General features: G+C 67.0%; 25 protein-coding genes. 12 read left to right on the top strand and 13 right to left on the bottom strand.

The window, feature by feature from the left end; genetic code table 11:
• Window positions 1-117 precede the first annotated feature (117 nt).
• From ACYUME_RS03550 to ACYUME_RS03540, 3 genes are all read right to left on the bottom strand, one after another.
• Window positions 118-708, bottom strand: a complete 591-nt coding sequence (locus ACYUME_RS03550) for an HAD family hydrolase (protein WP_460418071.1) — start codon at window positions 706-708, stop codon at window positions 118-120.
• Window positions 705-1,574, bottom strand: coding sequence for an acyl-CoA thioesterase II (tesB, locus tag ACYUME_RS03545; protein ID WP_460418070.1), 870 nt, complete (start codon window positions 1,572-1,574; stop codon window positions 705-707). The genes ACYUME_RS03550 and tesB overlap by 4 nt, the downstream gene beginning before the upstream one ends.
• Before the next feature lie 91 nt (window positions 1,575-1,665).
• Window positions 1,666-2,235, bottom strand: a complete 570-nt coding sequence (locus tag ACYUME_RS03540; RefSeq protein WP_460419280.1) for a GNAT family N-acetyltransferase — start codon at window positions 2,233-2,235, stop codon at window positions 1,666-1,668.
• A gap of 184 nt (window positions 2,236-2,419) precedes the next feature.
• Between ACYUME_RS03540 and pmrG the strand changes: the two genes are divergently transcribed.
• From pmrG to ACYUME_RS03525, 3 genes are all read left to right on the top strand, one after another.
• On the top strand, window positions 2,420-3,106 hold the full coding sequence (gene pmrG, locus ACYUME_RS03535) for a lipopolysaccharide core heptose(II)-phosphate phosphatase PmrG (RefSeq protein WP_279882509.1): 687 nt from the start codon (window positions 2,420-2,422) through the stop codon (window positions 3,104-3,106).
• A 279-nt stretch (window positions 3,107-3,385) separates the two neighbouring features.
• Window positions 3,386-4,300: a histone deacetylase family protein gene (locus ACYUME_RS03530; protein WP_460418069.1), complete on the top strand. Its 915-nt coding sequence runs from the start codon at window positions 3,386-3,388 to the stop codon at window positions 4,298-4,300.
• Window positions 4,301-4,449: 149 nt separating this feature from the next.
• Window positions 4,450-5,691, top strand: coding sequence for a TIGR03862 family flavoprotein (locus tag ACYUME_RS03525; RefSeq protein ID WP_460418068.1), 1,242 nt, complete (start codon window positions 4,450-4,452; stop codon window positions 5,689-5,691).
• 119 nt (window positions 5,692-5,810) lie between these two features.
• Here the strand turns inward: ACYUME_RS03525 and ACYUME_RS03520 are convergent, their stop codons facing one another.
• Together ACYUME_RS03520 and yedA are read right to left on the bottom strand one after the other, a co-directional pair.
• Window positions 5,811-7,142 carry a DEAD/DEAH box helicase gene (locus ACYUME_RS03520; RefSeq protein WP_460418067.1) on the bottom strand — a complete coding sequence of 444 codons (1,332 nt, stop codon included), beginning with the start codon at window positions 7,140-7,142 and terminating at the stop codon, window positions 5,811-5,813.
• Between the two features lie 104 nt (window positions 7,143-7,246).
• Window positions 7,247-8,167, bottom strand: coding sequence for a drug/metabolite exporter YedA (gene yedA, locus ACYUME_RS03515; RefSeq protein ID WP_279881386.1), 921 nt, complete (start codon window positions 8,165-8,167; stop codon window positions 7,247-7,249).
• A gap of 153 nt (window positions 8,168-8,320) precedes the next feature.
• Here yedA and ACYUME_RS03510 point away from each other — a divergent pair, with 153 nt between their 5' ends.
• On the top strand, window positions 8,321-8,779 hold the full coding sequence (locus tag ACYUME_RS03510; RefSeq protein ID WP_279881384.1) for an Lrp/AsnC family transcriptional regulator: 459 nt from the start codon (window positions 8,321-8,323) through the stop codon (window positions 8,777-8,779).
• Between the two features lie 109 nt (window positions 8,780-8,888).
• Here ACYUME_RS03510 and ACYUME_RS03505 read toward each other — a convergent pair whose 3' ends face one another.
• Together ACYUME_RS03505 and ACYUME_RS03500 are read right to left on the bottom strand one after the other, a co-directional pair.
• The gene (locus ACYUME_RS03505) at window positions 8,889-9,368 is read right to left on the bottom strand and encodes an NYN domain-containing protein (protein WP_279881381.1); all 480 of its coding nucleotides are present in this window, start codon (window positions 9,366-9,368) and stop codon (window positions 8,889-8,891) included.
• A 105-nt stretch (window positions 9,369-9,473) separates the two neighbouring features.
• Complete coding sequence (locus ACYUME_RS03500; RefSeq protein ID WP_460418066.1) at window positions 9,474-10,214, bottom strand: DUF2076 domain-containing protein; 741 nt, start codon at window positions 10,212-10,214, stop codon at window positions 9,474-9,476.
• 157 nt (window positions 10,215-10,371) lie between these two features.
• Here ACYUME_RS03500 and ACYUME_RS03495 point away from each other — a divergent pair, with 157 nt between their 5' ends.
• The gene (locus tag ACYUME_RS03495; RefSeq protein ID WP_279881376.1) at window positions 10,372-11,028 is read left to right on the top strand and encodes a YciC family protein; all 657 of its coding nucleotides are present in this window, start codon (window positions 10,372-10,374) and stop codon (window positions 11,026-11,028) included.
• 13 nt (window positions 11,029-11,041) lie between these two features.
• Here ACYUME_RS03495 and hrpB read toward each other — a convergent pair whose 3' ends face one another.
• A complete protein-coding gene (hrpB, locus tag ACYUME_RS03490) occupies window positions 11,042-13,570 on the bottom strand; it encodes an ATP-dependent helicase HrpB (protein ID WP_460418065.1) in 2,529 nt (842 codons plus the stop codon).
• Between the two features lie 118 nt (window positions 13,571-13,688).
• Here hrpB and ACYUME_RS03485 point away from each other — a divergent pair, with 118 nt between their 5' ends.
• Entirely contained in the window at window positions 13,689-14,108 is a 420-nt protein-coding gene (locus ACYUME_RS03485) for a polyribonucleotide nucleotidyltransferase (protein ID WP_460418064.1), read from the top strand.
• Window positions 14,109-14,133: 25 nt separating this feature from the next.
• On the top strand, window positions 14,134-15,003 hold the full coding sequence (locus ACYUME_RS03480) for a cation diffusion facilitator family transporter (RefSeq protein WP_279881369.1): 870 nt from the start codon (window positions 14,134-14,136) through the stop codon (window positions 15,001-15,003).
• Window positions 15,004-15,086: 83 nt separating this feature from the next.
• On the opposite strand, the gene ACYUME_RS03475 is transcribed toward ACYUME_RS03480, so the two are convergent.
• Window positions 15,087-15,920, bottom strand: a complete 834-nt coding sequence (locus ACYUME_RS03475) for a DUF6515 family protein (RefSeq protein ID WP_460418063.1) — start codon at window positions 15,918-15,920, stop codon at window positions 15,087-15,089.
• A gap of 198 nt (window positions 15,921-16,118) precedes the next feature.
• On the opposite strand from ACYUME_RS03475, the gene ACYUME_RS03470 reads away from it, so the two are divergent.
• From ACYUME_RS03470 to ACYUME_RS03460, 3 genes are all read left to right on the top strand, one after another.
• A complete protein-coding gene (locus tag ACYUME_RS03470) occupies window positions 16,119-17,315 on the top strand; it encodes an MFS transporter (protein ID WP_460418062.1) in 1,197 nt (398 codons plus the stop codon).
• A 312-nt stretch (window positions 17,316-17,627) separates the two neighbouring features.
• A complete protein-coding gene (locus tag ACYUME_RS03465; protein WP_003249795.1) occupies window positions 17,628-18,104 on the top strand; it encodes an Lrp/AsnC family transcriptional regulator in 477 nt (158 codons plus the stop codon).
• A gap of 53 nt (window positions 18,105-18,157) precedes the next feature.
• Window positions 18,158-18,361, top strand: a complete 204-nt coding sequence (locus ACYUME_RS03460; RefSeq protein WP_023378567.1) for a DUF2788 domain-containing protein — start codon at window positions 18,158-18,160, stop codon at window positions 18,359-18,361.
• A gap of 101 nt (window positions 18,362-18,462) precedes the next feature.
• Here ACYUME_RS03460 and ACYUME_RS03455 read toward each other — a convergent pair whose 3' ends face one another.
• From ACYUME_RS03455 to ACYUME_RS03440, 4 genes are all read right to left on the bottom strand, one after another.
• Window positions 18,463-19,092 (bottom strand): pseudouridine synthase, encoded by a 630-nt coding sequence (locus ACYUME_RS03455; protein ID WP_460418061.1) that lies wholly within the window; start codon window positions 19,090-19,092, stop codon window positions 18,463-18,465.
• Between the two features lie 6 nt (window positions 19,093-19,098).
• Window positions 19,099-20,562, bottom strand: a complete 1,464-nt coding sequence (gene amn, locus ACYUME_RS03450; RefSeq protein WP_460418060.1) for an AMP nucleosidase — start codon at window positions 20,560-20,562, stop codon at window positions 19,099-19,101.
• 212 nt (window positions 20,563-20,774) lie between these two features.
• On the bottom strand, window positions 20,775-22,427 hold the full coding sequence (locus tag ACYUME_RS03445) for an acyl-CoA dehydrogenase family protein (protein ID WP_279881357.1): 1,653 nt from the start codon (window positions 22,425-22,427) through the stop codon (window positions 20,775-20,777).
• 110 nt (window positions 22,428-22,537) lie between these two features.
• Window positions 22,538-24,529, bottom strand: coding sequence for a sensor histidine kinase (locus tag ACYUME_RS03440; protein ID WP_279881355.1), 1,992 nt, complete (start codon window positions 24,527-24,529; stop codon window positions 22,538-22,540).
• A 265-nt stretch (window positions 24,530-24,794) separates the two neighbouring features.
• On the opposite strand from ACYUME_RS03440, the gene ACYUME_RS03435 reads away from it, so the two are divergent.
• Together ACYUME_RS03435 and thiE are read left to right on the top strand one after the other, a co-directional pair.
• Window positions 24,795-25,592 (top strand): hydroxymethylpyrimidine/phosphomethylpyrimidine kinase, encoded by a 798-nt coding sequence (locus tag ACYUME_RS03435; RefSeq protein ID WP_460418059.1) that lies wholly within the window; start codon window positions 24,795-24,797, stop codon window positions 25,590-25,592.
• A gap of 14 nt (window positions 25,593-25,606) precedes the next feature.
• On the top strand, window positions 25,607-26,230 hold the full coding sequence (thiE, locus tag ACYUME_RS03430; RefSeq protein WP_460418058.1) for a thiamine phosphate synthase: 624 nt from the start codon (window positions 25,607-25,609) through the stop codon (window positions 26,228-26,230).
• Window positions 26,231-26,246 lie beyond the last annotated feature (16 nt).

Here is a 26,246-nt window from a genome sequence, read left to right as displayed (position 1 = left end):
ATCGCGGGGCCAGCCCGCTCCCTCGATGTGGACTGCCCCCAAGGGCTGGATCGATGTCCAGCTTCTCGGGGCAGTCCAATGGATGCGTGGGAGCGGGCTTGCCCCACGATAGCGCCGTCAGCCGAGCAACGCCCTCAGCGCCCGGCAATCGACCGCATGCCAGTCGGCCAACTGCGGCCATGGGTTGTCCGGCAGGTTGACCAGCACGGTGCGGGTGCCGGCGGCCCGGCCACAATCGAGGTCGAAGCGATAATCACCGACCATCACCATCTCACCAGGGCTCACGCCCCACGCCCGGGCGATCTGCAACAGTCCGTCCGGGCTGGGTTTGGGCGCCGCCTCATCACGGCCGAGGATATGCTCCACCGGGAAGCAGTCGGCCAGGCCGATGGCCTCCAGGGTGACATGGGCCAGCTCACGGGCATTGCGGGTGAGAATGGCCAGCCGGCAATCGCGGGCGGCCAGTTCCCGCACCAGCGCCACCGCGCCGTCCGCGGCCTGCGAGGCGATCGCCAGGTCACGTTCGTGCTCCAGCAACCAGGCATGCTTGGCCGCGGCCTGCGCCGCTGGCAAGGCGGCCAGGTGAGTGAGGATGTCGTGGTCGGGCGGGATGCCGAGCGCCTCGCGAATGGCCGCGAAGTCATGCACGGCGACGGTCAGCGTGCCGTCCATGTCGAACACCCAGTGGCGGATGTCCCGCAGGTTCATGCCCAGTCCTTGCGGTGGCGAATCAGGCCTTCCTGGGTGGACGAGGCCACCAGTTGCCCGGCGCGGTTGAAGATGCTGCCACGGGTAAAGCCACGGGCGTTGCCGGCCCACGGGCTGTCGGTGGCATACAGCAGCCAGTCGTCGGCGCGCAGGTCGCGGTGGAACCACAAGGCGTGGTCGAGGCTGGCGATCTGCATGTCCTTCTGCCACACCGACTTGCCATGGGGCAGCAGCGCGGTGGTCAGCAGGCCGAAGTCCGAGGCGTAGGCCAGCAGGTACTTGTGCAGCGCGGGAATGTCCGGGAGCGTGCCATCGGCGCGGAACCAGGCGTACTTGACCGGATCGCCCGGCTTGGGGTCGAACGGGTCGCGCTCGGTGACCGGACGGATCTCGATCGGCTTGGCGCACAGCACCTTGTCGCGAATGCGCTCGGGCAGCTTGTCGGCCATGGCACTGGCCAGCTCGACTTCGCTCGGCAGGTTCTCCGGGCCGACCACGTCGGGCATCTGCGCCTGGTGCTCGAAACCGTCTTCGTCGTACTGGAACGATGCGCTGCAGGTGAAGATCGGCTGGCCCTTCTGGATCGCCGTCACGCGCCGGGTGCTGAAACTGCCGCCATCGCGCACGCGGTCCACCGAGTAGACCACCGGCATGCTGGCATCGCCCGGGCGCAGGAAGTAGCCATGCAGCGAATGCACATGGCGGGCGTCCTCGACCGTCTGGCTGGCCGCCGACAGCGACTGGCCGAGCACCTGGCCGCCGTACAGCTGGCGAAAGCCCAGGTCCTGGCTGCGGCCACGGAACAGGTTCTCTTCGATGGATTCGAGGCTCAGCAAGTCGACCAGATCGTCGAGTACGTGGCTCATGCGGTTCTCCTGGCAAGGCAATTCGGCGCGGTTATACCGGCGAATGATACAGGGTTTTGCCACTCGTCCCGTCGCACGAATGGCGACCTATTCAGCCGCGCAGATTCTGTTGCCAGCGGTCGCGGTCGATGCGGTACAGCACGTGTGGGCGCAGCGGATCGCCAACGGGCAGGCGGGGGTGCTCGAAGCTGCCTTCGAGGTCCTGGACCATGCCGATGGCCTGCATCACTTTCTGCGATGGCAGGTTGCTCTGGGCGGTAAACGACACCACTTCGTCCAGGTGCAACTGCGCGAAGGCACAGCGCAGGCAAGCCCAGGCCGCCTCGCTGGCGAAGCCCAGCCCCCAGTGCCGGCGGGCCAGGCGCCAGCCGATCTCCACCGCCGGGCCGAACGGCGCGTCGAAGTTGACGTTGAGCAGGCCGGTCATGCCGATGAAGGCACCACTGTCCTTGCGCTCCAGGGCCCACAGGCCAAAGCCGTACTCATTGAAATGGCCACGGATCCGCCCGATCAACGCGGCCGTCTCCACGCGGCTCATCGGCGCGGGAAAGTAACGCATCACCTGGGGATCGGCGCACAGGGCGGCGAACTCGCGCAGGTCGTCGTCCTGCCATTGGCGCAGCACCAGGCGTGGGCTTTCCAGTTCAAGAATGGGGGTCATCGGTGCGGCTCCGAAATCGCGGTCTGGCAGTCTACAGCGTAGGACGATGTAGAAACTTTCATCGTCGCATTCGCTGCACGATGCTTTTTTCACATCGCCTTCACCGCCCTCCAACAGGCCACTCCAGAGAATGCCGGCAACCACCGCGGCCATCGTCGACGCCGCACTGCCATCGGAGTGACGCATGCTGTCCAGCACCACCTTGCACAACCCAGCCCTGCTGGCCAGCCCCAAACGGCGCCGCTCGCGCACGACGATCGGCGCCGCGATCGGCCTGTTGCTGGCATTGGCCGGCGCCGGCACATGGCTCGTGACGAGGACGCACATCGTGAACCTTGGCAATGAACAACAGTTGAGCGACAGCGGCTTGCTGCAGGACTGGAAAGAGGGCGCGGTGATCGTCATGATCCGCCACGCCGAGCGCTGCGACAGCGCGCCAGGCCCGTGCCTGGACGACTCGACCGGCATCACCGTCGCTGGCAGCCAGGCGGCGCAGCGGGTCGGCCTGGGCATGCGGCAACTGGGACTGGCCGATGCCGACCTGCTCAGCAGCCCCAAGCTGCGCACGCGCCAGACCGCGCATTTCCTTCTCGGCCAGGCCGTGGCCAGCGAAGACTGGCTGGAAAGCTGCGATCAGCAGTTCCCCGCCGAAGCCATGGCCCGCAAGCGCCCAGGGCACAATCTTGTGCTGGTGACCCACAACGGCTGCATCGACCACTTCGCCCGCCAGCAGCATGTGCCCGGTGGCGAGCGTGAAAGTGGCTACGCCAGCGCGCTGTTCGTGTCGGTGGATGGCAGCGGCAAGGCACGCATCCTCGGGCGCATGAACGAGCCGGACTGGCAAAGGGTGCTGGCCTCGGCCAACCGGTGATCGGCTGTCGGTCTTTGCTCAGCCCTGTGGGAGCAACTGTCTTGCTGAGATTTCTTAACTGACGTGATCTCTGTAGGAGCGGCGTAGTACCTGTGGGAGCGGGTTTACCCGCGAAGCAGACAACGCGATGGATGGCACGGGCTTCGCCCGTGTTCGCAGCGGTTCGGCGCCCCGACAAGCCCGCTCCCGCAGGGATCGCGCCAGGCCGAGGCGTCTGAACATCCCACAGAAGCCACCAATCCTGGCAAGATCGGCTCTCGCCCCTACCGCGCCGACACCATGCCCCTGCCGCTGATCTACCACGACGACTACAGCCCTGAGTTCCCGCCGGACCATCGCTTTCCGATGGACAAGTTCCGCCTGCTGCGCGATCACCTGGTCGCCAGCGGCCTGACCACCGACGCCGCGCTGCTGCGCCCGGAAATCTGCCCCAGCGAGATCCTCGCCCTGGCCCACGACCGCGACTACATCGCGCGCTACATGCAGGGCGAACTGTCCCGCGAGGACCAGCGCCGCCTCGGCCTGCCCTGGAGCGAAGCCCTGGCCCGGCGCACGGTGCGCGCCGTCGGCGGCTCGCTGCTGACCGCCGAGCAGGCCTTGCAGCACGGTATCGCCTGCCACCTGGCCGGCGGCACCCACCACGCCCATTACGACCACCCCGCCGGCTTCTGCATCTTCAACGACCTGGCGGTGATCAGCCGCTACCTGCTCGAGGCTGGCCGCGTGCACCGGGTGCTGATATTCGACTGCGACGTGCACCAGGGCGACGGCACCGCGCGCATCCTCCACGACACCCCGGAAGCGATCACCGTGTCGCTGCACTGCGAGCAGAACTTCCCGGCACGCAAGGCCCGCAGCGACTGGGACATCCCCCTGCCGCGCGGGATGAACAACGCCGCCTACCTCAAGGTGGTCGAAGACGCACTGAACTACCTGCTGCCGTTGTACCAGCCCGACCTGGTGCTGTACGACGCCGGGGTGGATGTGCACAAGGATGATGCCCTGGGCTACCTGCAGCTGACCGACGCCGGCCTCGCCGCCCGCGACGAGCACGTGCTGCGCCAGTGCCTGGGCCGGGACATTCCGGTGATGGGCGTGATCGGCGGCGGCTACAGCAAGGACCGTGAGGCGCTGGCCCGACGGCACGGCATCCTCCATCACAGCGCGGCCAGGGTCATCGGTTGTTCACAATGACTGTGGAACCGCCTGTGGATAACCTGCGAGAAAGCGGCTCCAGCCCTTTAACTACCTGAGCTGCAAGGAACTGATCATTTATTGAGCAGTGTTTCCGGATAGCCCGCTAAGGTAGAATGCGCGGTCTTTTCCACAGCCTGTCGCCCGCCATGAACGATCCTCGCCCCACTTCCCGTCCCCTCGTCGCCGTGATCGGCGGCGGCCCTGCCGGCCTGATGGCCGCCGAGGCCCTGGCCCGGCGCGGGGTGGCGGTCGAGGTGTTCGACGCCATGCCCTCGGTGGGGCGCAAGTTCCTGCTGGCCGGCGTCGGCGGCATGAACATCACCCATTCCGAGCCCTACCCGGCCTTCGTCGGCCGCTACGCCGAGCGCCAGGGCGAGCTCGACGCGCTGTTGCGCGGCTTCGATGCCGAGGCCCTGCGCCAGTGGATTCACGGCCTGGGCATCGAAACCTTCGTCGGCACCTCGGGCCGGGTGTTCCCCCGCAACATGAAGGCCGCGCCGCTGCTGCGCGCCTGGCTCAAGCGCCTGCGCGAGGCGGGCGTGGTTATCCACACCCGTCACCGCTGGCTGGGCTGGCATGCCGATGGCGCGCTGCGGATCGGTTATCCACAGGGCGAATTACAGGTCCGAGCCGACGCCGTGGTCCTGGCGCTGGGCGGCGGCAGTTGGGCACGCCTGGGCTCGGACGGGACCTGGGTGCCGCTGCTGGCCGAACGGGGTGTGGATATCTCGCCGTTGCAGGCCAGCAACTGCGGCTTCGAGGTGCAGGGCTGGAGCGAGCTGCTCAAGGACAAGTTCGCTGGCGCGCCGCTGAAGAACATCGCCTTGAGCGTGCCCGGCGCCGCACCGCGCAAGGGCGAATTCATCCTCACCGCCCAAGGCGTGGAAGGCAGCCTGGTGTATGCCTGGTCGGCGGCGGTGCGTGAAGCGATCAACCGCGACGGACGTGGCACCCTGCTGCTCGACCTGCTGCCCGACCGGCCTGTGGACAAGATCGCCCAGGCCCTGGCCAAGCCCAGGGGCTCACGCTCGATGGCCAAGCACCTGCACGGCCAGCTGGGTATCGACGGGGTCAAGGCCGCGCTGCTGCGTGAACTGACCGATCAGGCCACGTTCGCCGACCCTTCGCGGCTGGCTGCCGCCATCAAGGCCCTGCCGATCGAACTGGTGCGTGCGCGGCCGCTGGATGAAGCGATCAGCAGTGCCGGTGGCGTGCGCTTCGAAGGGTTGGATGAGGGGCTGATGGTGCGCAACCTGCCTGGGGTGTTCTGCGCGGGGGAGATGCTGGATTGGGAGGCACCGACTGGCGGGTACTTGCTGACGGCGTGTTTCGCCAGTGGGTTGCGGGCGGGAAATGCGGCGGCGGATTGGCTGGCGCGCCTGGCCTGAAGAATGCCGGGACCGCTTTGCGGTCCTTTCGCGGCACAAGGCCGCTCCTACAGGTGATGCGCGATCCTCTGTAGGAGCGGCCTTGTGTCGCGAAAGGGCCGCAAAGCGGCCCCAAAATCTCAAGATTTGCGCTTGCCCGGCTTGCCCCCAAAGCTCGGCACCTTGCGCACGGCCTTGACCGCCGGCGCCGAAGCCCCCGTCTCCTCGCTGTCCATCCAGCGCCCCAGACCACGCTTGGCGCTGTTCTCTTTCGGCTTCTTGGGTTTCTTCGGCTTTTTCAGCACCTGGCCACTGGCATCGGTCACCGGCACCCGGTGATCGGGGATGAAGTCCGGCTCCTCATGGCGTGGCAAGGTCTGGCGGATCAGCGTCTCGATCGAGGCCAGCAGTTGCACTTCGTCGGCGCACACCAGCGAGATCGCCTCGCCCTTGTTGCCGGCGCGACCGGTACGACCGATGCGGTGCACATAGTCTTCGGCGACGATCGGCAGGTCGAGATTGACCACCAGCGGCAGGTCGTCGATGTCCAGGCCACGGGCGGCGACATCGGTGGCCACCAGCACCTGCACCTCACGGCTCTTGAAGCTGTCCAGCGCGCGTTGGCGGGTCGCCTGCGGACGGTCGCCATGGATGCCGTCGGCATTCACGCCCTCGCCCAGCAAGCGCTCGACCAGCTGATCCACGCCATTGCGGGTCTTGGCGAACACCAGCACCTGCTTCCAGCGTTGCTTGCGCAGCAGGTGGCAGAACAGGTCGGCCTTGCGCTTCTTGTCCACCGGCACCAGCCATTGCTTGACCGTGTTGGCAGCGGCATTTCGCGGGCTGACCTCGATGCTCAGCGGGTCGTTCAGCGCCAGGCCCGCGAGCATACGGATCTGCTCGGAGAAGGTGGCCGAGAACAGCAGTGTCTGGCGCTTGCGCGGCAGCGCGGCATACACCGCCTGCAGCTCTTCGGCAAAGCCCAGGTCGAGCATGCGGTCGGCTTCGTCGAGCACCAGGGTCTGCACCTGGCCGAACTTGATGGCGTTCTGGCGGAACAGGTCGAGCAGCCGGCCCGGGGTGGCCACCAACAGGTCGACGCCGCGGCGCAGGCGCATCATCTGCGGGTTGATGCTGACGCCGCCGTACACCGCATAAGTGGACAGAGGCAGGTTCTCGGCGTACTCACGCACATTGGCGTGAACCTGCTCGGCCAGTTCACGGGTCGGCACCAGCACCAGCGCGCGCACCGAGTTGCTGGCGACTTTCTCCCCCTCCAGCGCCAGGCGCTGCAGCACCGGCAGGGCGAAGCCGGCGGTCTTGCCGGTACCGGTCTGGGCCGCGGCCATCAGGTCGCGGCCGGCGAGCACGGCGGGGATGGCCTTGGCCTGGATCGGCGTGGGGGTGGTGTAGTCCAGCGTCTGCAAGGTGCGCAGCAGCGGTTCGATCAGGCCGAGTTGGGCGAAGTTCATGGCAATACCGTCAGGGGTTCAGCGAAGGCGGCAAGTCTACCGCAGCGCCACGGCGGCCCAAAGAACTCATCGCGGGGCAAGCCCGCTGCCACGCAGGCCGTTGTTCACTTGCACAGCTCTTCTTTCAATGCCACCGGCGGCTGCGGCGCCTTGCGCCACTGCGGCAGGCCGATCAGCACCACCGCGCCGATGATCACCGCCATGGCCACGCACTCTTCGGCGCCGATCTGCTCGCCGGCGAAGATGATCCCCAACAGCACCGCCACCGCCGGGTTGACATAGGCATAGCTGGTGGCCGCCGCCGGACGCACGTGCTTGAGCAGGTACATGTACGAACTGAACGCCAGGATCGAGCCGAAGAACACCAGGTAGGCCAACGCCCCCCAGCCGGCGGCGGTGGGCATCTGGGTCAGGCGCTCGCCGCTCACGGCACTGCCGATCAGCAGCGCGACGCCGCCCACCAGCATCTCGGCGGCACTGGCCATGGCGCCCTGGGGCAGCGGCAGGCTCTTGCTCCACACCGAACCGAACGCCCAGGCCGCCGCGGCGAACAGGATCAACGCGGCGCCCATGGGGCTGGCCTGCAGGTTCGAGCCCATGTTGAGCATGCCGATGCCAATCAGGCCGAGGGCGATGCCCGCCCACTCCAGTCGCGAGTTGCGGTGACCGAACAGCAGGCCGAACACCAGGGTGAACAGCGGCACCGTCGCCACCGCCAGGGCCGCCACGCCGGAGGCGACGCCGGCATGCTCGGCCAGGGTCACGCCGCCGTTGCCGCAACTGAGCAGCAGAAACCCGATCGCCCCGGCCGCGCGCCATTGCGGCCAGGTCGGCGCCGGCACCCCGCGCCAGCGCAGGAAGCCATACAGCAGGCTGCCGGCAATCACGAAGCGCACGCCAGCCATCAGCAACGGCGGCCAGGACTCCACGCCGATGCGGATGAACAGATAGGTCGAGCCCCAGACCAGGTACAGGGCAAGGAAGGCGCCGATGAGCAACAACGGGAAGCGACGGGAGGCAGACATGGTGGGGGCTCGAAATCCGTTTACGGGTGGCTTAGTTTAGAAAGGCCACCGCGCAAACTTAAGTTACAAAACACGTTTAAAACACCGAAACACTTTGCAATGCACGGTAATGCAATGGCTTCACCGTCGATTGCAAGGCCACCTGGAATCGCCATGGACAAATACGATCGCATGCTCCTCGCCGCCCTGCTGGAAAATGGCCGGGCCACCTACGCGCAGCTGGCGCGCCAGGTCAACCTTTCGGCGCCGGCGGTAGCCGAGCGGGTCGCCAAGCTGGAGGCCAGCGGCGTGATCAGCGGCTACACGGCGAAGGTGGACCTGGAGAAGATCGGCCTGCCGATCCAGTGCGTGATCGAATTGCGTCTGGCCAGCCATGGCAACCAGCAGGCGTATGACGCATTGACCAGGATCCCCGAGCTGACCGAATGCCATCGCGTCACCGGGGATCCGTGCGTGATCATGCAGGCCGCCGTGGCCTCGATGGGCGAGCTGGAGGCGCTGATCAACCGCGTATCGCAGCTGGGGTTCAGCAAGACTTCGATCATTCTGTCCAGTGCGGTGGAGCGACGGGTGCCGTTGGCGCAGCTGGAGGGCAACGGCAAAAAAAGCTGAAGCGAGCGCGTGGGGGCGTAATGCTGGGGCTGCTTTGCGGCCTTCGCGGGTAAACCCGCTCCCACAGCGTTGCCCGCTCCCACGCCCCCATCCGACTGGTTCGCAGCGCTCAGTGGCGCAACAGCAACTTGCCCTCGATCGGCACATAGCGGCTGGCGGCACGGATCAGCGCCAGGGCCGTCAGGCCGGGGACGCCGTAGACCACCGTCTCGATGCCATGGCGTTGCATCGCCCGCTCCAGCAACAGGTCGAAATCACCGTCTCCCGAGGCCAGCACCACCTGGTCTACCCGCGCTGCCGCCTCGATCACATCCAGGGTGATGCCGACGTCCCAGTCACCCTTGGCCGAGCCATCGGCACGCTGGATATAGGGCTTGAGGCGCACCTCGAAGCCGAGGTTGCGCAGGATCTGCTGGAACTGCTGCTGCTTGCTGTCGCCGCGGTCGATGGCGTAGGCCAGCGCTTCGACGATCTGCCCCTCGCGGCTGACCTCAGCCCACAGCGCGGCGTAGTTGAAATGGCAGCCATGGCCTTGGCGAACCGTGTAATAGAGGTTCTGCACATCGGCGAATAGCGCGATTTTCTTCACCTGTAACCTCTCTCTGGCAGTGGCGAACGATCGCGGGGCAAGCCCGCTCCCACGCTTTGCCAGGAGCGGGCTTGCCCCGCGATGAGCAGCAGTATGCCAGAGCACTCAGACGAAGGTGTCGTCGTCCGAGAAGAAGCCGCCATCGTCACTACCGTAATCGGTGTCGGCGAACCCGCCCTGGTCATTGTTCCAGCCACCGTTGTCGGCCACCTGCTGCGAGCCCTGGTCGTGCCAGCCGCCCTGGTCGCTGGCCGGCGCCGGTTCTTCCTTGATCACCTCGACCACCTCTTCGGGCTGCGAGTTGTGGTTGAACAGGCTGCTGATGCCCTGGGCCAGCAACACACCGCCGGCGACGCCGGCTGCGGTCTGCATGGCGCCACCGAGGAAGCTGCTGGCACCGCCACGGGCCGGCGCCGCGCCAAAGCCTGGTTGCGCTGGCGGGGGTGGCGGCGCATACGCTTGCTGCGAAGGCTCGCGCCAGCCGCCCGCGGACGACGGCGCGGGTGCGACCGAGCGCTGCGGCTGTGGCTCAGGGCTGCGGGCGCCCGCGCCGAAGATGCTGGAAAGGAAGCCACCGCCGCCATTACCGCTGGGGCGGCTGGCCTCCAGCTGGGCCCGGGCCTGCTTGAGCTCGGCCTCGAGCTGCTTGTTCTGCTCGTCCAGGCGCTTGAGCGCAGCCTCCTGGACCAGGATCGCCTGGGTCATGTAGTACGGCGCCGCCGGTTGCTGGCGCACGTGCTCGTCGATGCGCGCCTGGGCCTGGGCATCGCGCGGCTGGGCGGGGTCCTCGGCTTGCTTGATGCGGCCGAACAGGCCATCGATCAGGGTTTGTTCTTCAGTGTTCATCGGGGCAACCTCGTGCGCTGAACAGGACATCGGACAGCGTCAAAGATGGGGGGCCGGGGCAGGCTATTCAATCGCTGGGGCCATGAAACTTTTTTCAGCAAGCGGGTCGACTGGGCTAAAGTGACGCCCTGCTTTTTCCTCCATGCGATGTTGACCGATGAATCCGCTGAGCGTTCTGCGCGACTCCCTGTACTTCTTCCGCCGTCACCTGACGAGCATCCTGCAGTTGTGCCTGCCCCTGGTGGTGCTCGAGGCCCTCGGCACCCAGCTGCTCTACAGCCAACTTGGCGAGCAGGCCTCGCCGGCCTACGGCATGCTCGTCAGCCTGCTGTTCTACCCGCTGTACAGCGCGGCGCTGATCCTCTATCTCGACACCCGCAGCAACGGCCAGGACATCGCCAAGCGCGACCTGTTCGCCCGCGCCCTGCAGCTGTGGCCGATGCTGGCGCTGCTGGTGGTGATCAGCTCGCTGCTGATCATGGCGGGCCTGGCGCTGTTCATCTTCCCCGGCGTGTGGATCATGGTGAACCTGGTGTTCGCCGAGTACCTGCTGGTGCTGCGCGGCCTGCCGGTGATCGAGGCGATGCGCACCAGCGCGCGCATGACCACCGGGCACTTCCTGCGGATCATGGTCTGCATGCTGTCGGTGCTGGCGCCGCTGTGGCTGATCGACGGCCTGCTGCTGACGGTGTTCCCCGACCCGCAAGCTGGCGTGCAACTGGCGCTGGACAGCCTCAGCGGCTTCCTCCAGCTGTTCAGCACGGTAGTGCTGTATCGCCTGTTCATGCTGTTCGAAAGCGAGGCCGGCGCCTGACGGCGCCCGTCTCTCAGGCCTTGCGTGGCTTGGCCCGCGCCGTCGCCTCGGCCACCAGCGGATCGTCTGGCCAGTAGTGCTTGGGGTAGCGCCCCTTGAGGTCCTTTTTCACCTCGGCATAGGTGGTGCGCCAGAAGTTGGCCAGGTCCTGGGTCACCTGCACGGGACGACGCGCCGGTGACAGCAGGTGCAGCTTGACCTGTTGCCGGCCATTGGCGATGCGCGGCGTGTCGGCCAGGCCGAACAGCTCCTGCAGGCGCACGGCGAGGATCGGCGGGTGCTCGCTGTAGTCCAGGCGAATGCTCGAGCCCGAGGGTACGTCCAGGTGCGATGGCGCAAGCTCGTCCAGGCGCTGGGGCAACGGCCAGGGCAACAGGTTGCGCAGGATCGAGGGCAGGTCCAGGTTGGCGAAGTGGCTCAGGCGCGACACCTTGCCCAGGTAGGGCTGCAGCCAGTCTTCCAGGCTGGCGAGCAAGGCCTCGTCGCCCAGGTCGGGCCATTCGCTGTGACCGTCCTTTTGCAGATCCAGCTGGCGCAGCAGCGCGACACGGGCCTGCCACTGGCGCAGTTCCGGGGTCCAGCTCAGCAGGTTCAGGCCCTTGCGCCGCACCAGGCCAAGCAAGGCCCTGGCCCGCGCCTCGTCGTCCAGCCCCGGCAACGGCTCACGGCCGAGCACCAGTTCGCCGACCTTGCGCTGGCGCTCGGCGCGCAGCACCTGTTCGCGCTCGTCCCAGTCGAGCACGTCGAGCACCTCGACCTGCTCGGCCAGCACATCGTCGAACAGCGCAGGATCGAACTCGGCGGCCAGGTAGATGCGTTCTTCACGTTGCCCCTGGCGGCTGCCCAGGTCGGCGATCACCAGCCATGGGCTTTTCATCAAGGCATCGGCTTCGGCGAACAGCGCCGCCCGGCCATTGGCCAGGCGGTACTCGGCGCCGCCTTCGCGGCGCTGCTGCGCCACCCGGTCGGGATAGGCCAGCGCCAGCACCGCGCCAAGCCAGCGCGGGTGGTCAGGATCGGTCACCGGACTGCGCGGCTTGCCACGCAGCTGCCCACGGTACTGACGGGCCAACTGCCGGGCACGCTGCACGCCGCCCTGCCCGGCGCGAGACGCCCGGCTTTCCCCGCTGAGCAGCGCCAGCCGGCTGTGCAAGTCGGCACCGCCGCCGCGCAGGATATCGCGCTCGCCCAGCAACGCCGCGACATCACAGGCCATGTCGGCCAAGCCGAGGTCCTGGCCGCGCAGCAGCAGGTGGGCGATGCGCGGGTGCGCGGGCAGCTCGGCCATGGCCTGGCCATGGGCGCTCAGGTTGTCGCGGCTGCCAGACTTGAAGGCGCCCAGACGGGCCAGCAGATCCTGGGCCTGGCCATAGGCGGCAGCCGGTGGCTGGTCGAGCCAGTTGAGCTGCTCCGGCGGCACGCCCCAGCGCGCCAGCTGCAGCGCCAACCCAGCGAGGTCGGCCTGGAGAATCTCGGCGCTGCCGTGGGCCGCCAGTTGCTCATGCTGGGCTTCGGACCACAGCCGGTAGCACGCGCCGGGCTCCAGGCGCCCGGCACGGCCGGCACGCTGGGTGGCGCTGGCGCGGGAGATGCGCTGGGTGTCCAGGCGCGTCATGCCACTGCCAGGATCGAAACGCGGCACCCGCGCCAGCCCGGCGTCGATCACCACACGCACGCCATCGATGGTCAGGCTGGTTTCCGCGATATTGGTGGCCAGCACCACTTTGCGCAGGCCCCGGGGGGCCGGCTCGATGGCGGCGCGCTGGGCACTCAGGTCAAGCTCGCCGTGCAGCGGGCAGAGCAGGATGTCCGCACGCTCGCCAACGGCTTCCTGCAGTGACTGGTGTACACGGCGGATCTCCGCCTGGCCGGGCAGGAACACCAGCAGGCTGCCGGACTCGTCGGCCAGGGCCTGGAGCACGCAGTCGACCACCCGCGGCTCGACGAACTCGCCGGGCTGCCAGGGGCGGCCCCAGCGGATATCCACCGGGTGCATGCGCCCCTGGCTGCTGACGATCGGCGCATCGTCGAGCAAGCGCGACAGGCGCTCGCCCTCCAGCGTCGCCGACATCAGCAGGATCTTCAGCGGCGGCTCGTCGCGCAGCAGCGCGCGGCCATTGAGGCTCAGGGCCAAGGCCAGGTCGGCATCGAGGCTGCGCTCGTGGAACTCATCGAAGATCAGCAGCCCCACGCCCTCCAGCGCCGGATCGGCCTGCAGGCGACGGGTGAGGATGCCTTCGGTGACCACTTCGATACGGGTGTTCGGGCCGACCTTGCTGTCCAGGCGAATGCGATAGCCCACGGTCTGGCCGACCGTTTCACCCAACTCGCTGGCCAGTCGTTCGGCCGCGGCACGGGCAGCCAGGCGCCGGGGTTCAAGCATGAGAATGGTCTGCCCGGCCAGCCACGGCTCGTCGAGCAACGCCAGGGGTACACGGGTGGTCTTGCCGGCGCCGGGGGGCGCCTCGAGCACCGCTTCGTCACGCTCGGCCAGGGCCTGGCGCAGGTCGGACAGCACGGTATCGATCGGTAATGAAATCATGGTGGTCCTCGAACAATCGTCCGAGTATAACGGCGAACCGAGGCTGCCCTATCATGGTCTCAAGCTTCAGGCGTCGGCGACTGCCGCGCCTTGTCGTCGTTACCTTTCGGAGATTCACATGCGCATCCCTTCCCGCGTCATCGGTGGCGTCGTCATCGCCACCCTGCTGACCCAGCTGACGGCCTGCGGCACCCTGTTCTATCCCGACCGCCGGGGCCAGATCGAAGGCAAGATCGACCCCGTGGTCGCGGCGCTGGATGCCATCGGCATTCTCTTCTACGTCATTCCCGGCCTGATCGCCTTCGGCGTCGATTTCGCCACCGGCGCCATCTACTACCCAGGGGGCACCACCGCGCATGTCGATCCGGCCAAGCTCGCCCCGGCAATCAATGCCGACGGCCAGGTCGACAAGCTCAAGCTGCAGGCTATCCTCGAAAGCGAACTGGGCCAGCGCCTGCCCTTGAACGATCCACGGCTGATCCAGCACCGTGGCAGCGTCGAGCAACTGGCCAGCCATGGCCTGGTACCGGCCGCCTGATCCACCCAAGGACGACCACCCACGCATGACCGCGACCGCCGAACACAATCGCCTGCTGCGCCTGGCCACCCGCGCCTCGCTGAGCGTGGCCTGCATCCTGGTGCTGAGCAAGGCGGTGGCCTGGTGGCTGAGTGGCTCGGTCAGCCTGCTGGCCGGGCTGACCGATTCGGCGCTGGATGCCGCCGCGTCCTTCCTCAACCTGCTGGCCGTGCATTACGCCTTGCGCCCGGCCGATGACGACCACCGTTTCGGCCATGGCAAGGCCGAAGCCCTGGCCGGCATGGCCCAGGCGCTGTTCATCGGGGTCAGCGCGGTACTGATCGGGATCCAGGCGGTGGATCGGCTGAAGTCGCCGGAGCCCTTGGGCGACACCGCCGCCGGCATCGCCGTGATGCTGCTGTCGCTGGCGCTGACCGTGGCGTTGCTGGCGTTCCAGCGCAAGGTCATCCGCCTGACCGGCTCCACCGCCGTGCGCGCCGATTCCCTGCACTACCGCTCCGATCTGCTGCTCAACACCAGCATCCTGCTGGCGCTGCTGCTGGCACGCTTCGGCTGGCCACAGCTGGATGCGTTGTTCGGCCTGGGGATCGCCCTGTACATCCTCTGGAGCGCGGTGCAGATCGCCCGCGAGAGCACGGCGATCCTGATGGACAAGGAACTGCCGGCCGATGTCGGCGAACGCATGCTCGAAGTGGTGATGGCGATTCCCGGCGTGAAGGGCGTGCATGACCTGCGCACGCGGATCTCCGGCAGCCAGTGGTTCGTGCAGTTGCATCTGGAGCTGCCGGGCGAACTGCCACTGCACGATGCCCATGCGCTGTGCGTGCAGGCATCAAAGGCAATCCGCGAGCGCTACCCGCGAGCGGATGTGATGGTGCATGCCGACCCTGTGTAGGAAGATTGTCCAGCCTTCGGGCTCGCACTGCCGCGTGGGAGCGGGTTTACCCGCGATGGGCCGCGTTGCGGCCCGCCGATGCCTCAGTTGACACTGTATCCGCGCCCGCCAAGGCACGCCCCCAGCGCCCGCCGATAGGTGTCAGCGACATTCGCCGGCGGCGCATAGGTCGCGGTCGCTGGGTCGAACCCCGACTGGCTTACCGCCCAGCGATGGCACTGGTAGCGGTCCTGCTCCTGCTGCTCAGGCCCCTGGCCATGCATCGGATAGGCAACCACGTCATAGCCCTGCGGCTGCGCCGGAACAGGCGCAGGCGCGACCGTGGGCGGGTTGACCACCACGTATTCGCGGCTGTCGGCCAGGTACTGGTAGTAGGTGTCGGCCACCACGAAGAACAGCGCCCCGCTCAGCCACACCTCCCGCGCATAGGACGGCAGATAGCCGACACGCACGCCGTAAGGTGGCGTGACGATGATGTAGCCACCGCCATGGGGCCGGTACCAGTAGCCACCGGAGTAGAAGTAGTCCTGCCCACGATAAGGCACCTTCCAGTAGCGATCCGGGAAGCGGTCGATGGTATGGCCGGGACGGTACTGCGGCCCTGGCCCCCAGCCATTGCCATGGCCGTCCGGCCGGCCGTTCCAGTCACCACCGGGGCGCTGGCCCGGGCCACCGGCTTGCCAGTGACGGTTGTCGTCGTATCGACGAGGAATATCCTGGTAGTAGCCCTGCCGCGGCGGCTGCGTCTGGCGCACTTCGTCCCGCGAATTGAGCGGCGAACCACGCCTTTCGCCACCTTGCTCCGGCGCCCCGCCGTGACCATCGTGCCCATCCCCGGGTCCCTGGGCCAAGGCGCCAAGGCTGATGCCCATGCTCAGCAAACCAACACCGGCCAACTGCCAGATGCGCGACCTCATGATCTTCCTCTCGATGAAAACACCTGCGCTCACAGGCCTTGAGTTTACCGCCGCCCTCGATACCAGCAGATGAAATAGCCGACAGCAATCACTGGCAACGTTCTTTGCCGACTATTTACATACGGATCGTATGAATATTTAATCATACGCGATGTACGTAAACACCCCGACGGTAAGTCGCAGCAAGGAGAAACCGACATGCCAAACCCCTATCGTCAACTCTTCGCCACCCCTGGCACCCGGGCCTTCGCTCTGGCCGGGCTGCTCGCCCGCCTGCCCTTGCCCATGACGGGCATCGGCATCATCACCCTGCTGGCGCAATCGCGCGGCAGCTATGCCCTGGCTGGTGCGGTCTCGGCGACCTTCGTGCTGAGCTATGCCCTGCTTTCACCGCAGGTCTCGCGGCTGGTGGACCGCCTGGGCCAGCGGCGGGTGCTGCCGATGGCAGGTCTGCTCAGCGCTCTGGGATTGCTGTCGATGGCGGTCGCTACCTGGCTCGAAGCCTCTGCCTGGCTGCTGTTCGGCGCCGCCCTGCTGGCGGGCTGCATGCCCAGCCTGTCGGCGATGGTCCGCGCGCGCTGGACGCATCTGTACCGTGGCCAGCCACAACTGCAGACCGCCTATTCGCTGGAAACGGTGTTCGACGAGGCCAGCTTCATCGCCGGGCCGCCCCTGGCGGTCTGCCTCAGCGTATTGCTGTGGCCTCAGGCCGGCCTAATGGCCGCCGCCACACTGCTGGTGCTGGGCACCGTGCTGCTGGCGCTGCAAAAGACCAGCGAACCGCCGCGAATGACACCGACACCGCGCGAGCTGCCGGCCTGGCAAATCCCTCGGGTGCGCCAGCTCACCTTGCTGATGGTGGCGATGGGCGTGATCGTCGGCACCGTGGATATCGTCAGCGTCGCCTTCGCCAGCGAGCAAGGCCGACCGGCCGCCGCGAGCCTGGTGCTGTCGGCCTATGCCGTGGGCTCCTGTGTGTCCGGGCTGGTGTTCGGCGCGCTGCGTTGGCGCCTGCCGCTGCCCCGGCAGTTGCTGCTCGGCGCACTGGCCACCGCCCTGAGCACGCTGCCACTGCTGCTGGTCGGCAACATCGCCCTGCTCGCCGCCGCGGTGCTGCTGGCGGGCGTATTCTTCGCCCCGACCATGATCGTGGCCATGGCGCTGGTCGAGCGCAGCGTGCCCGAGCGCCAGCTGACCGAAGGCCTGACCTGGCTGCTCGCCGGACTGAACGTCGGCGTGGCGATCGGCGCCGCGGGCGCCGGGCACTGGGTCGACGCCACGACAGCCCGCGATGGTTTCCTCATCGCCATGGCAGGTGGGCTGCTGGTGCTGCTGGCGGCATGGTTGGTGGCCGGGCGCCGCGAAGCGTCGCTGACGCAGCCGTCGGCACAATAAAAAAGGGAGGCCTCGCGGCCTCCCTTCGGGAATTGTCGTCCGTGCTCGGCGCTTGTGACACCGGCTCACCTCGCGCCGTCTTCTGGACAGTGCGTAGCCCGGGGGCCTGGCGGATCCTGTTGGATCGCTGGCCGCGACCGCCCGCCTAGGGCGCGTCGCCGTGGACTGATGTCCGGGCAGTGATTCTGGTAATAAAGATAGGCCGGACGCCGGGGCAGAGGATTGCGAAGATTGCTCTGATAAATAGCGCTTGCGCAATTTTTCACTCAGGATCGATAATTCGCAGCAATCCGAACAGAAAAGGCCCTTTCCATGAGCAAGCTCGACCGCTACGACCTGAGCATCCTCGCCGAATTGCAGCGCGACGCGCGCATCTCCAACCAGGAACTGGCCGAGCGCATCGGCCTGTCCCCTTCCCCTTGCTCACGTCGGGTCAAACAGCTCGAGGACGATGGCTACATTTCGCGCCAGGTGGCCCTGCTGGACCGCAAGAAGCTCGGCCTGAGCCTGACCGCCTACGTGCTGATCGGCATGGACCGCCACACCCCCGAGCGCTTCGAGACGTTCGAAGCGGCGATCCGCAACCTGCCGCAGGTACTCGAATGCAGCCTGGTCACCGGGATGGACGCCGACTATCAGTTGAAAGTGGTGGTGCCAGACATGGATCACTACCAGAAACTGCTACTGGGCAGCCTGACCCGCATCGAAGGCGTGACCAGCGTGCGCTCGAGCTTCGTGCTCAACCAGGTGCTGGCCAGCACCGAGCTGCCATTGACCCACCTGCGTTGAATCCCTGCGTGCCCGGCGTATGATCGGGTGCTCAATCTGCCTGGAGTGAAGCGATGGATCCCGCCGTATTCGAAGAATGGATGATGATCGTCCTGGTCACCGTGCTGATCGGTTTCATGGGCTTCATCGTCTGGGACTTGGCAAAGAAATCCAAGGCGGGGCGCTTCGGGACGCTGATTCTGTTCTTCGTGCTGGGCCTGGGCGTGCTGGCGTTCATCATCAAGAGCGTGGTGGTGGGGTTTCTCGAAGGCGTCTGAGGCCCGATACCCATTCGCGGGTAAACCCGCTCCCACAGGCATCACCTGCTCCCTGTGGGAGCGGGTTTACCCGCGAAGAATTCCACACACAAATCAGCCTGCTACAGCTTTGCGTCCACTTCGCGCCAGCAACCCTGCTCCAGCCCTTCGAGCGTCCAGTCACCGATCCGCACCCGCACCAGGCGCAACGTCGGCAAGCCCACCGCCGCCGTCATGCGTCGCACCTGGCGGTTGCGTCCCTCGCGAATCACCAGCTCCAGCCAGGCGGTCGGCACGCTCTTGCGAAAACGTACCGGCGGGTTGCGCGGCCATAGCGTCGGCTCGTCGAGCAGGCGCGCCTCGGCCGGCAAGGTCGGCCCGTCGTTGAGTTCTACGCCATCGCGCAGACACTGGAGCTGCTCTTCGCTCGGCTCACCCTCCACCTGCACCCAGTAGGTCTTGGCCAACTTGTGCTTCGGATCGGCGATACGCGCCTGCAGGCGGCCGTCGTTGGTCAGCAGCAACAGCCCTTCGCTGTCTCGATCCAGGCGCCCGGCCGGGTAGATGCCGGGAATGTCGATGAAGTCCTTGAGCGTGGCACGGCCCTCGCCGTCGCTGAACTGAGTGAGCACGTCGAACGGCTTGTTGAACAGGATCAGGCGGGGCTCGGCCGGCGGCGCCTTGGCTTGGCGACGCGGGCCGGCAGGGCGCGCCGCAGGGCGGCGCGGTTTGTTGCGGGGCGGCAGGGGCATGGATCCTCAGCGGAACGGCGGCTCATCGAAGCTGCGCAGTTTACGCGAGTGCAGCGAGTTGAGCTCGGTGCGCAGCAGGTCGAGGGCGGCGATGCCGATCTTCAGGTGCTGGCTGACCGCGCGGTTGTAGAAGGCGTTGGCCGAGCCCGGCAGCTTGATCTCGCTGTGCAGCGGCTTGTCGGAAACGCACAGCAAGGTGCCGTACGGCACGCGCAGGCGATAGCCCTGGGCGGCGATGGTGCCGCTTTCCATGTCCACCGCCACGGCGCGGGACAGGTTGATCAGCGGGCGCTCCTGGGCCCAGCGCAGCTCCCAGTTGCGGTCGTCGTAGGTGAGCACGGTGCCGGTGCGCAGGCGCTTCTTCAGTTCCTCGCCACGCTCGCCGGTAACCTGCGCCGCGGCCTCTTGCAGCGCCAGCTGCACTTCGGCCAGGGCCGGGATCGGGATGTTCGGCGGCACCACGCGGTCGAGGATACCGTCGCGGCGCATGTAGGCGTGGGCCAGCACGTAGTCGCCGATGGTCTGGGATTGGCGCAGGCCGCCGCAGTGGCCGATCATCAGCCAGCAGTGCGGGCGCAGCACGGCCAGGTGGTCGGTGATGTTCTTGGCGTTGGACGGGCCGACGCCGATGTTGACCAGGGTCACGCCATCGCCATCGGCGGCGATCAGGTGATAGGCCGGCATCTGGTAGCGGTGCCAGACCACGCCGGCGACCAAGGCCTGGGCCTCGCCGTTGTCCATGCCCTTCTCGATGATCACGTTGCCCGGCAGGACCATGCGCACGAAACGTGGGTCCTCGCGCAGCTGCTCCAGGCCATGGGCGATGAACTGGTCGACATAGCGGTGGTAGTTGGTGAGCAGGATCCACGGCTGCACGTGGCGCCAGTCGCTGCCGGTGTAATGCACCAGGCGACGCAGCGAGAAGTCCACCCGAGCGGCGTCGAACAGCGCCAGCGGCAGGGTCTCGGCGCTTTCCCAGTCGTACAGACCGTCGGCGATATTGTCGGTGGCCGCCGACAGGTCGGTGCTGGGGAATACCCGCGCCAGCTGCGCGGCGGTGATGCCGCTGCCGGCCAGTTCGTCGCCCTGGTCGACCACATAGGGGTACGGAATGTTCTGCTCGCTGACGCCGACTTCCACGGTCACCGTGTAGTCGTGCATCAACGGGCGCAATTGCTCGAGCAGGTAGCTGCGAAACGCCGCCGGCTGGGTGACGGTGACGCTGTAGGTGCCGGCCACCTGGACCTTGGCGTAGGCCCGGGTGGTGGCGGCGACTTCGCCCTGGCTGTAGTAGGTCAGGCGCAGGGCCGGGTAGCGGAACAGTGCGCGCTCGGCGTCATCCGGCTCGGTGCGGTCCTTGAGATAGCGCTTGAGGGCCTGGCTCAGCGCCCCGGTGGCCTGTTCATGCAGGGCCGCCAGACGGTCGACGGCCTGCTCGGGGGTATCAACGACTACAAACGCTTGGCTCACGCTGGGCTTCCTGTCTTATGGAATGCATGACAGCCATCTTGCCTGCGTTGCAGGGTAAATACACCCCCGATAATCGGCGCGGAGCCCACCGCGGGGCAAGCCCGCTTCCACGCATCACACGCCGCAGATGGACTTCCCCAAAGAAGTTGGACACCAACCCAACCCTTGGGGGCGGTCCATGGTCGTGGGAGCGGGCTTGCCCCGCGATGGCATTACCCGGGCCATACCGGCGTGGCCCTGGCCACCAGTGCCTCGGCATCGACACCGCGCGGCAGTGCCCCGTACACCCGCCCACCGCCGCCCAGGCGGCTGCCGATGAAGGCATCGCTGACCGTGGCGTTGCCCGCCTCGAGCAACAGCTTGGCCTGCAGCGCCACGGCAATGTCCTCGGTCAACTGCCGCGCCCGGTACTGGATGTCGCTGGTATCGGCGAACGCGCCCTTGAGGTTGCCGATGAACGCGGCCAGGCGCGGATCGCCATGGCCATCGCCAAGCTCGGCGAACAGTGCGTCGAGCACACCGGGCTCCTTGGACAACGCGCGCAGCACATCCAGGCACTGCACGTTGCCAGAACCCTCCCAGGTCGAGTTGACCGGCGCCTCGCGGTACAACCTCGGCAGAATGCTGTCTTCGACGTAGCCGGCGCCGCCCAGGCACTCGGCAGCCTCGTTGATCATTGCCGGAGCGCGCTTGCAGATCCAGTACTTGCCCACCGCCGTCACCAACCGGGCGAAATGTGCCTGTTGCGGATCGTCGAGCTGGTCCAGGGCCTGGCCCATGCGCAGGCTCAGGGCCAGGGCCGCCTCGCTCTCCAGCGCCAGGTCGGCGAGCACGTTCTGCATCAACGGCTGCTCGGCCAGCAGGCGGCCACCGACCTTGCGGTGGGCGCAGTGATGCGCGGCCTGGGTCAGGGCCTGCCGCATCAGGGCGCTGGAGCCGACCATGCAGTCAAAGCGGGTCATGGCGACCATCTCGATGATGGTCGGCACGCCACGCCCCTCTTCGCCGATCATCCACGCAAGCGCACCACGAAACTCCACTTCGCTGGAGGCGTTGGAACAATTGCCGAGCTTGTTCTTCAGGCGCTGGATGTAGAACTGGTTGCGGTTGTCGTCGGGGCGGTGACGGGGCAGCAGGAAGCAGCTCAGGCCCTTTTCGGTCTGGGCCAGGGTGAGGAAGGCGTCGCACATGGGCGCCGAACAGAACCACTTGTGCCCCACCAGCTCATACGGCTGGCCTGGGCCGGGGGCGCCGACCGGGTAGGCGCGGGTGGTGTTGGCGCGCACGTCGGTGCCGCCCTGCTTTTCGGTCATCGCCATGCCAATGGTGACGCCGGCCTTGTGCCGGTCGCCGACGTTGCGCGGGTCGTATTCGCGAGCGAGAACCTTCGGCAGCCAGTAGCCGGCAAGTTCCGGCTGCAGGCGCAGGGCCGGCACGGCGGCAAAGGTCATGGTCAGCGGGCAGCCGGTGCCGGCCTCGGCCTGGCTGTGCAGGTAGGTCATCGCGGCCCGCGCCACATGGGCACCGGCCCGTGGCTCGGCCCATGGCAGCGAGGGCAGGCCGTGCTCGACCGCGGTGCGCATCAGCTCGTGATAGGCCGGGTGGAATTCCACCAGGTCGATGCGGTGGCCATAGCGATCATGGCTGCTGAACTCGGGCTTGTGGGCGTTGGCCAGAAAACCCGCGGCCATCAGCGGGCCGCCGGCAAGGGCACCATAGGCGTCGATCCGCGACTCGGCCCAGCCGGCGCCGAAGCGCCGCGACCATTGCTGCAAGGGCTGGTCGAGACGATACAGGTTGGCACCGTCGAGCGACGGCGGCTGGTTGGTGACTTCGTGGGTTTCAGCGAACTGGTGCAGGTTCATCGAGGGCCTCCTGGATCCGGTCATGCCTGGATAACCCAGTGAAGCACCACGGGCCGGTCAGTCAAAGTGACAAAACGGACTACGATGGGGGCGCTTCGCGCCCCTCCAGGCTAAAACCGGGTTGGCCCGGAAGCGGCACAGGCCACTGGCACCTGGATCTGCACCACGGCCACGGCCAGGCTCAACTCGAAGCGACTGCCCAGCCCCGGCGTGGATTCATGGGACAGCCTCGCGCCGATCAGTTCGCCCAGTTGCCGGCAGATCGACAGGCCGATGCCCAGCCCGCCATAGCGCCGGGTCATCGATCCATCCACCTGGAAGAAGCGCTGGTACAGCACGGCCTGGTCCAGGTCTTCGAAACCGATGCCGCTGTCACTCACGGTAATGCTCAGGGCCACGCTATCGGCACTCGTGCGCCGGCCACGCACCTGTACCGTGACCCCGCCCTGATGGGTGAACTTCAGGCCGTTGTCCACCAGGCAGGCCAGGCAACGGGCGAGCTTCTGGGCATCGCCGACCAGGCTGTCGGGCAGGTCGGCCGGGATGTCCAGGCTCAAGTACAAGCCCTTGGCCAAGGCCTGGCCGGCATAGCCCGCACGCAACTCCTGCAGCAGGCGGCGCAGACTGAAGGGCATGCCATGGCTGCGCAGGCGCCCGGCCTGCAGCTCGGTGAGGATGAGGATGTCGTCGACCATCGCCATCATGTCCTGGGCCGACCCTGTGGCGGTGCGATGGTACTGGGCCTGCTCGGCGCTCATGGGCAGGGTGTGCAGCAGTTCCAGCGATCCGATCACACCATTCATCGGCGTGCGCAGCTCATGGGTCACGGTGGCGAGGAATTCGTCCTTGAGTCGGTTGCTGCGCGCCAGTTCCAGGTTCATCTGCTCCAGCGTCCGGCCGGTTTCGCGCAGCGTGCGGGCCTGCTGCTCGCGCAGGTTGTTGATGCGGTCGGCCAGGGCCAGCGACAGCAACGCTACCTCCAGCGCCGAGCCCAGCTGGCTGGCGTACATGGTGAGGAACACGTTGGGCAGGTAGCCCAGCACCATCAGGGTATTGACCAGGCCACCGACAAGGAAGGCGGTCCAGGCGATGATGAACCAGCGCGCCACGCGCACGCCTCGCCACCAGGCATACAGCCCCGCCGTGAAGATGCTCACGGTGAACAGCAGCGCCAGCACCGTGGCCATGCGCAGCGCCACGCCATAGCGCAGGGTCACGGCCAGCACCATGACCAGCGCGCCCCCGGCCATCAGCAACAGCAACAGACGGTCGAAAGCGGCGCTCAGGCGCTGCATCTGCAGGAAGTGGCGGGCGAACTGACAGCCGAACAGCCCGGCCGCGCCAATGAACAGCGGCGTGGCGGCGTTGGCCCACCAGGGGTTGTCCGGCCAGAAATAGGCGATGCCGGCACCGTTCACCGAAATCTGGTACAGACCGAACGACGCGATATAGAGGATGTAGTAGAGGTAGCTGACATCGCGCACGCTGAGGTAGATGAACAGGTTGTACACCAGCATCACCAGCAGCACGCCATAGATCATGCCCAGCACGTACAGGCGGGTGGGCTGGTCTTCCAGGTACGCCTGGGCCGACCACAGCGTCAGCGGCGCCTGGATCGAGCCCTGGCTGTGCAGGCGCAGGTACAAGGTGGTGGCCTGCCCAGGACGCAACGGCAGTTCGAACAGATAGTTGTTCTGGCGGATCTGCCGACTGGCGTACGGCAAGGCATCGCCGGTGCGACGGGCCAGGTGGTACACGCCCTGCTCGTCGGGCAGGTAGAGTTCCAGATGATCCAGTGGCGGATAGGCCAGCTCCAGCAACCATTGGCGCGGCGCGGCGGACGGGATGGCATCGTAGGCGAGATCGACTTTCAACCAGAACACCGACGTGGAGTATCCGGCGTTGAGCACCTCGTGCGGGTGCGCCTGGAAACGACCGGCAAACGAAGGTGAGCTGACCTGGGCGATGCTGGCGCTGCCGTCGTGGTCCTCGTACACCTGCATGAACCTGCCCAGGGGAAGACGCGCGGTGGCATCGTCGAATTCGACCGCTCCGGCGAATACAGGCAAGCAGCCCAGAAGCACAATCAGCAAATAGCGCATACAGCCCCAGCATGGTCTGTGCGGTCGCGTCGCGATTGCCTCCCATCCCTTTGAGACGACGTGATCCGGCAGTACCCGTTCATCGAGTTATCCGAGCACTCTAGCATAGCTTTCCGGTATGGCCAGAAGCCACCAATAATTTATGCTCAGAGGCTCTATCACGCGCATTTCAGAGCGATCACACAAAACATCCTGATCGCCCGATCAGGAATTATCCGGCGCCGGCTGATCCGCGCAAAAAGGTTTGGTGATAAGCTCGCCGACCATGAATACCTACAGCTCCCGCCCCGTTGTCCTCTGTCTCTCCGGCCACGACCCCAGTGGTGGCGCCGGGCTGCAGGCAGATATCGAAGCCCTGCTCGCCCAAGGGTGTCACGCCGCCCCCGCCGTGACCGCCCTGACCGTGCAGGATACCGTCAACGTTTCCGACTTCCGCGTGCTCGACCGTGAGTGGGTGCTGGCCCAGGCCAACGCCGTGCTGGCCGACTCCACGGTGGCGGCGGTGAAACTCGGCATGCTCGGTTCGATCGAGATGGTCGACACCGTCGCCGAACTGCTCGCCGCCCACCCGCACCTGCCGCTGGTCTGCGACCCGGTGCTGCGCGCCGGTGGCGGTGGCCGCCTGGGCAAGGACGAGGTCGGCTACGCGCTGCGCGAACGCCTGCTGCCGCTGGCCACCATCGCCACGCCGAACCTGCCAGAGGCGCGCATCCTGGCCGAGCTGCCGGACGGCACCGCGGACCAATGCGCCGAAAAACTGCTGCCGTACTGTCGGCACCTGCTGATCACCGGCGGTCACGGTGACGAAGACGAGATTCACAACCGCCTGTACAGCCGTGACGGCCAGCAGCACACCTGGACCTGCCAGCGCCTGCCGGGCAGCTACCACGGCTCGGGCTGCACCCTGGCCAGTGCCCTGGCCGGCCGCCTGGCCCTGGGCGAGCAGCTGCAAAGCGCGGTGCGCAGCGCGCTGGACTACACCTGGCGCACCTTGCGTGACGCCGAGCAACTGGGCAAGGGCCAGTACGTGCCACGTCGCCTGCCCCTGGATTTCTGCTCCTGACACGAGGCCACCCGATGAAACTCCGCGGTCTGTATGCGATCACCGACAGCCAGTTGCTGGCCGGCCGTTTCCTCTCCCATGTCGAAGCGGCGCTGGAGGGCGGCGTGCGCCTGCTGCAGTACCGCGACAAGAGCGACGATGCCGCCCGCCGTCTGCGTGAGGCCGAAGCGCTGAAGACCCTGTGCGAACGCTATGGCAGTGAGCTGATCATCAACGACGACGCCGAGCTGGCGGCACGCCTGGGCGTCGGCGTGCACCTGGGCCAGACCGACGGTCCGCTCACCCCGGCCCGTGCCCTGCTCGGCCGCCAGGCGATCATCGGCTCGACCTGCCACGCCAGCCTCGAGCTGGCGCAACAGGCCGCCAGCGAAGGCGCCAGCTACGTCGCCTTCGGCCGCTTCTTCAATTCCGTCACCAAACCGGGCGCGCCTGCCGCCAGCGTCGAGCTGCTGGAGCAGGCCCGCGCCCAGGTCAAGTTGCCGATCGCGGTGATCGGCGGCATCACCCTCGACAACGCCGCCCCGCTGGTCGCCCATGGCGCCGACCTGCTGGCGGTGATCCACGGCCTGTTCGGTGCCGACAGCGCGCAGGAAGTCACCCGCCGCGCCCGCGCCTTCAACGCCCTGTTCGCTTCCTGATTTCGAGAGAAGATCC

Source organism: Pseudomonas sp. microsymbiont 2 (assembly GCF_054788395.1).
The sequence above is the reverse complement of the archived record's forward strand: the minus strand, read 5'-3'. Positions and strand labels throughout refer to the sequence as shown.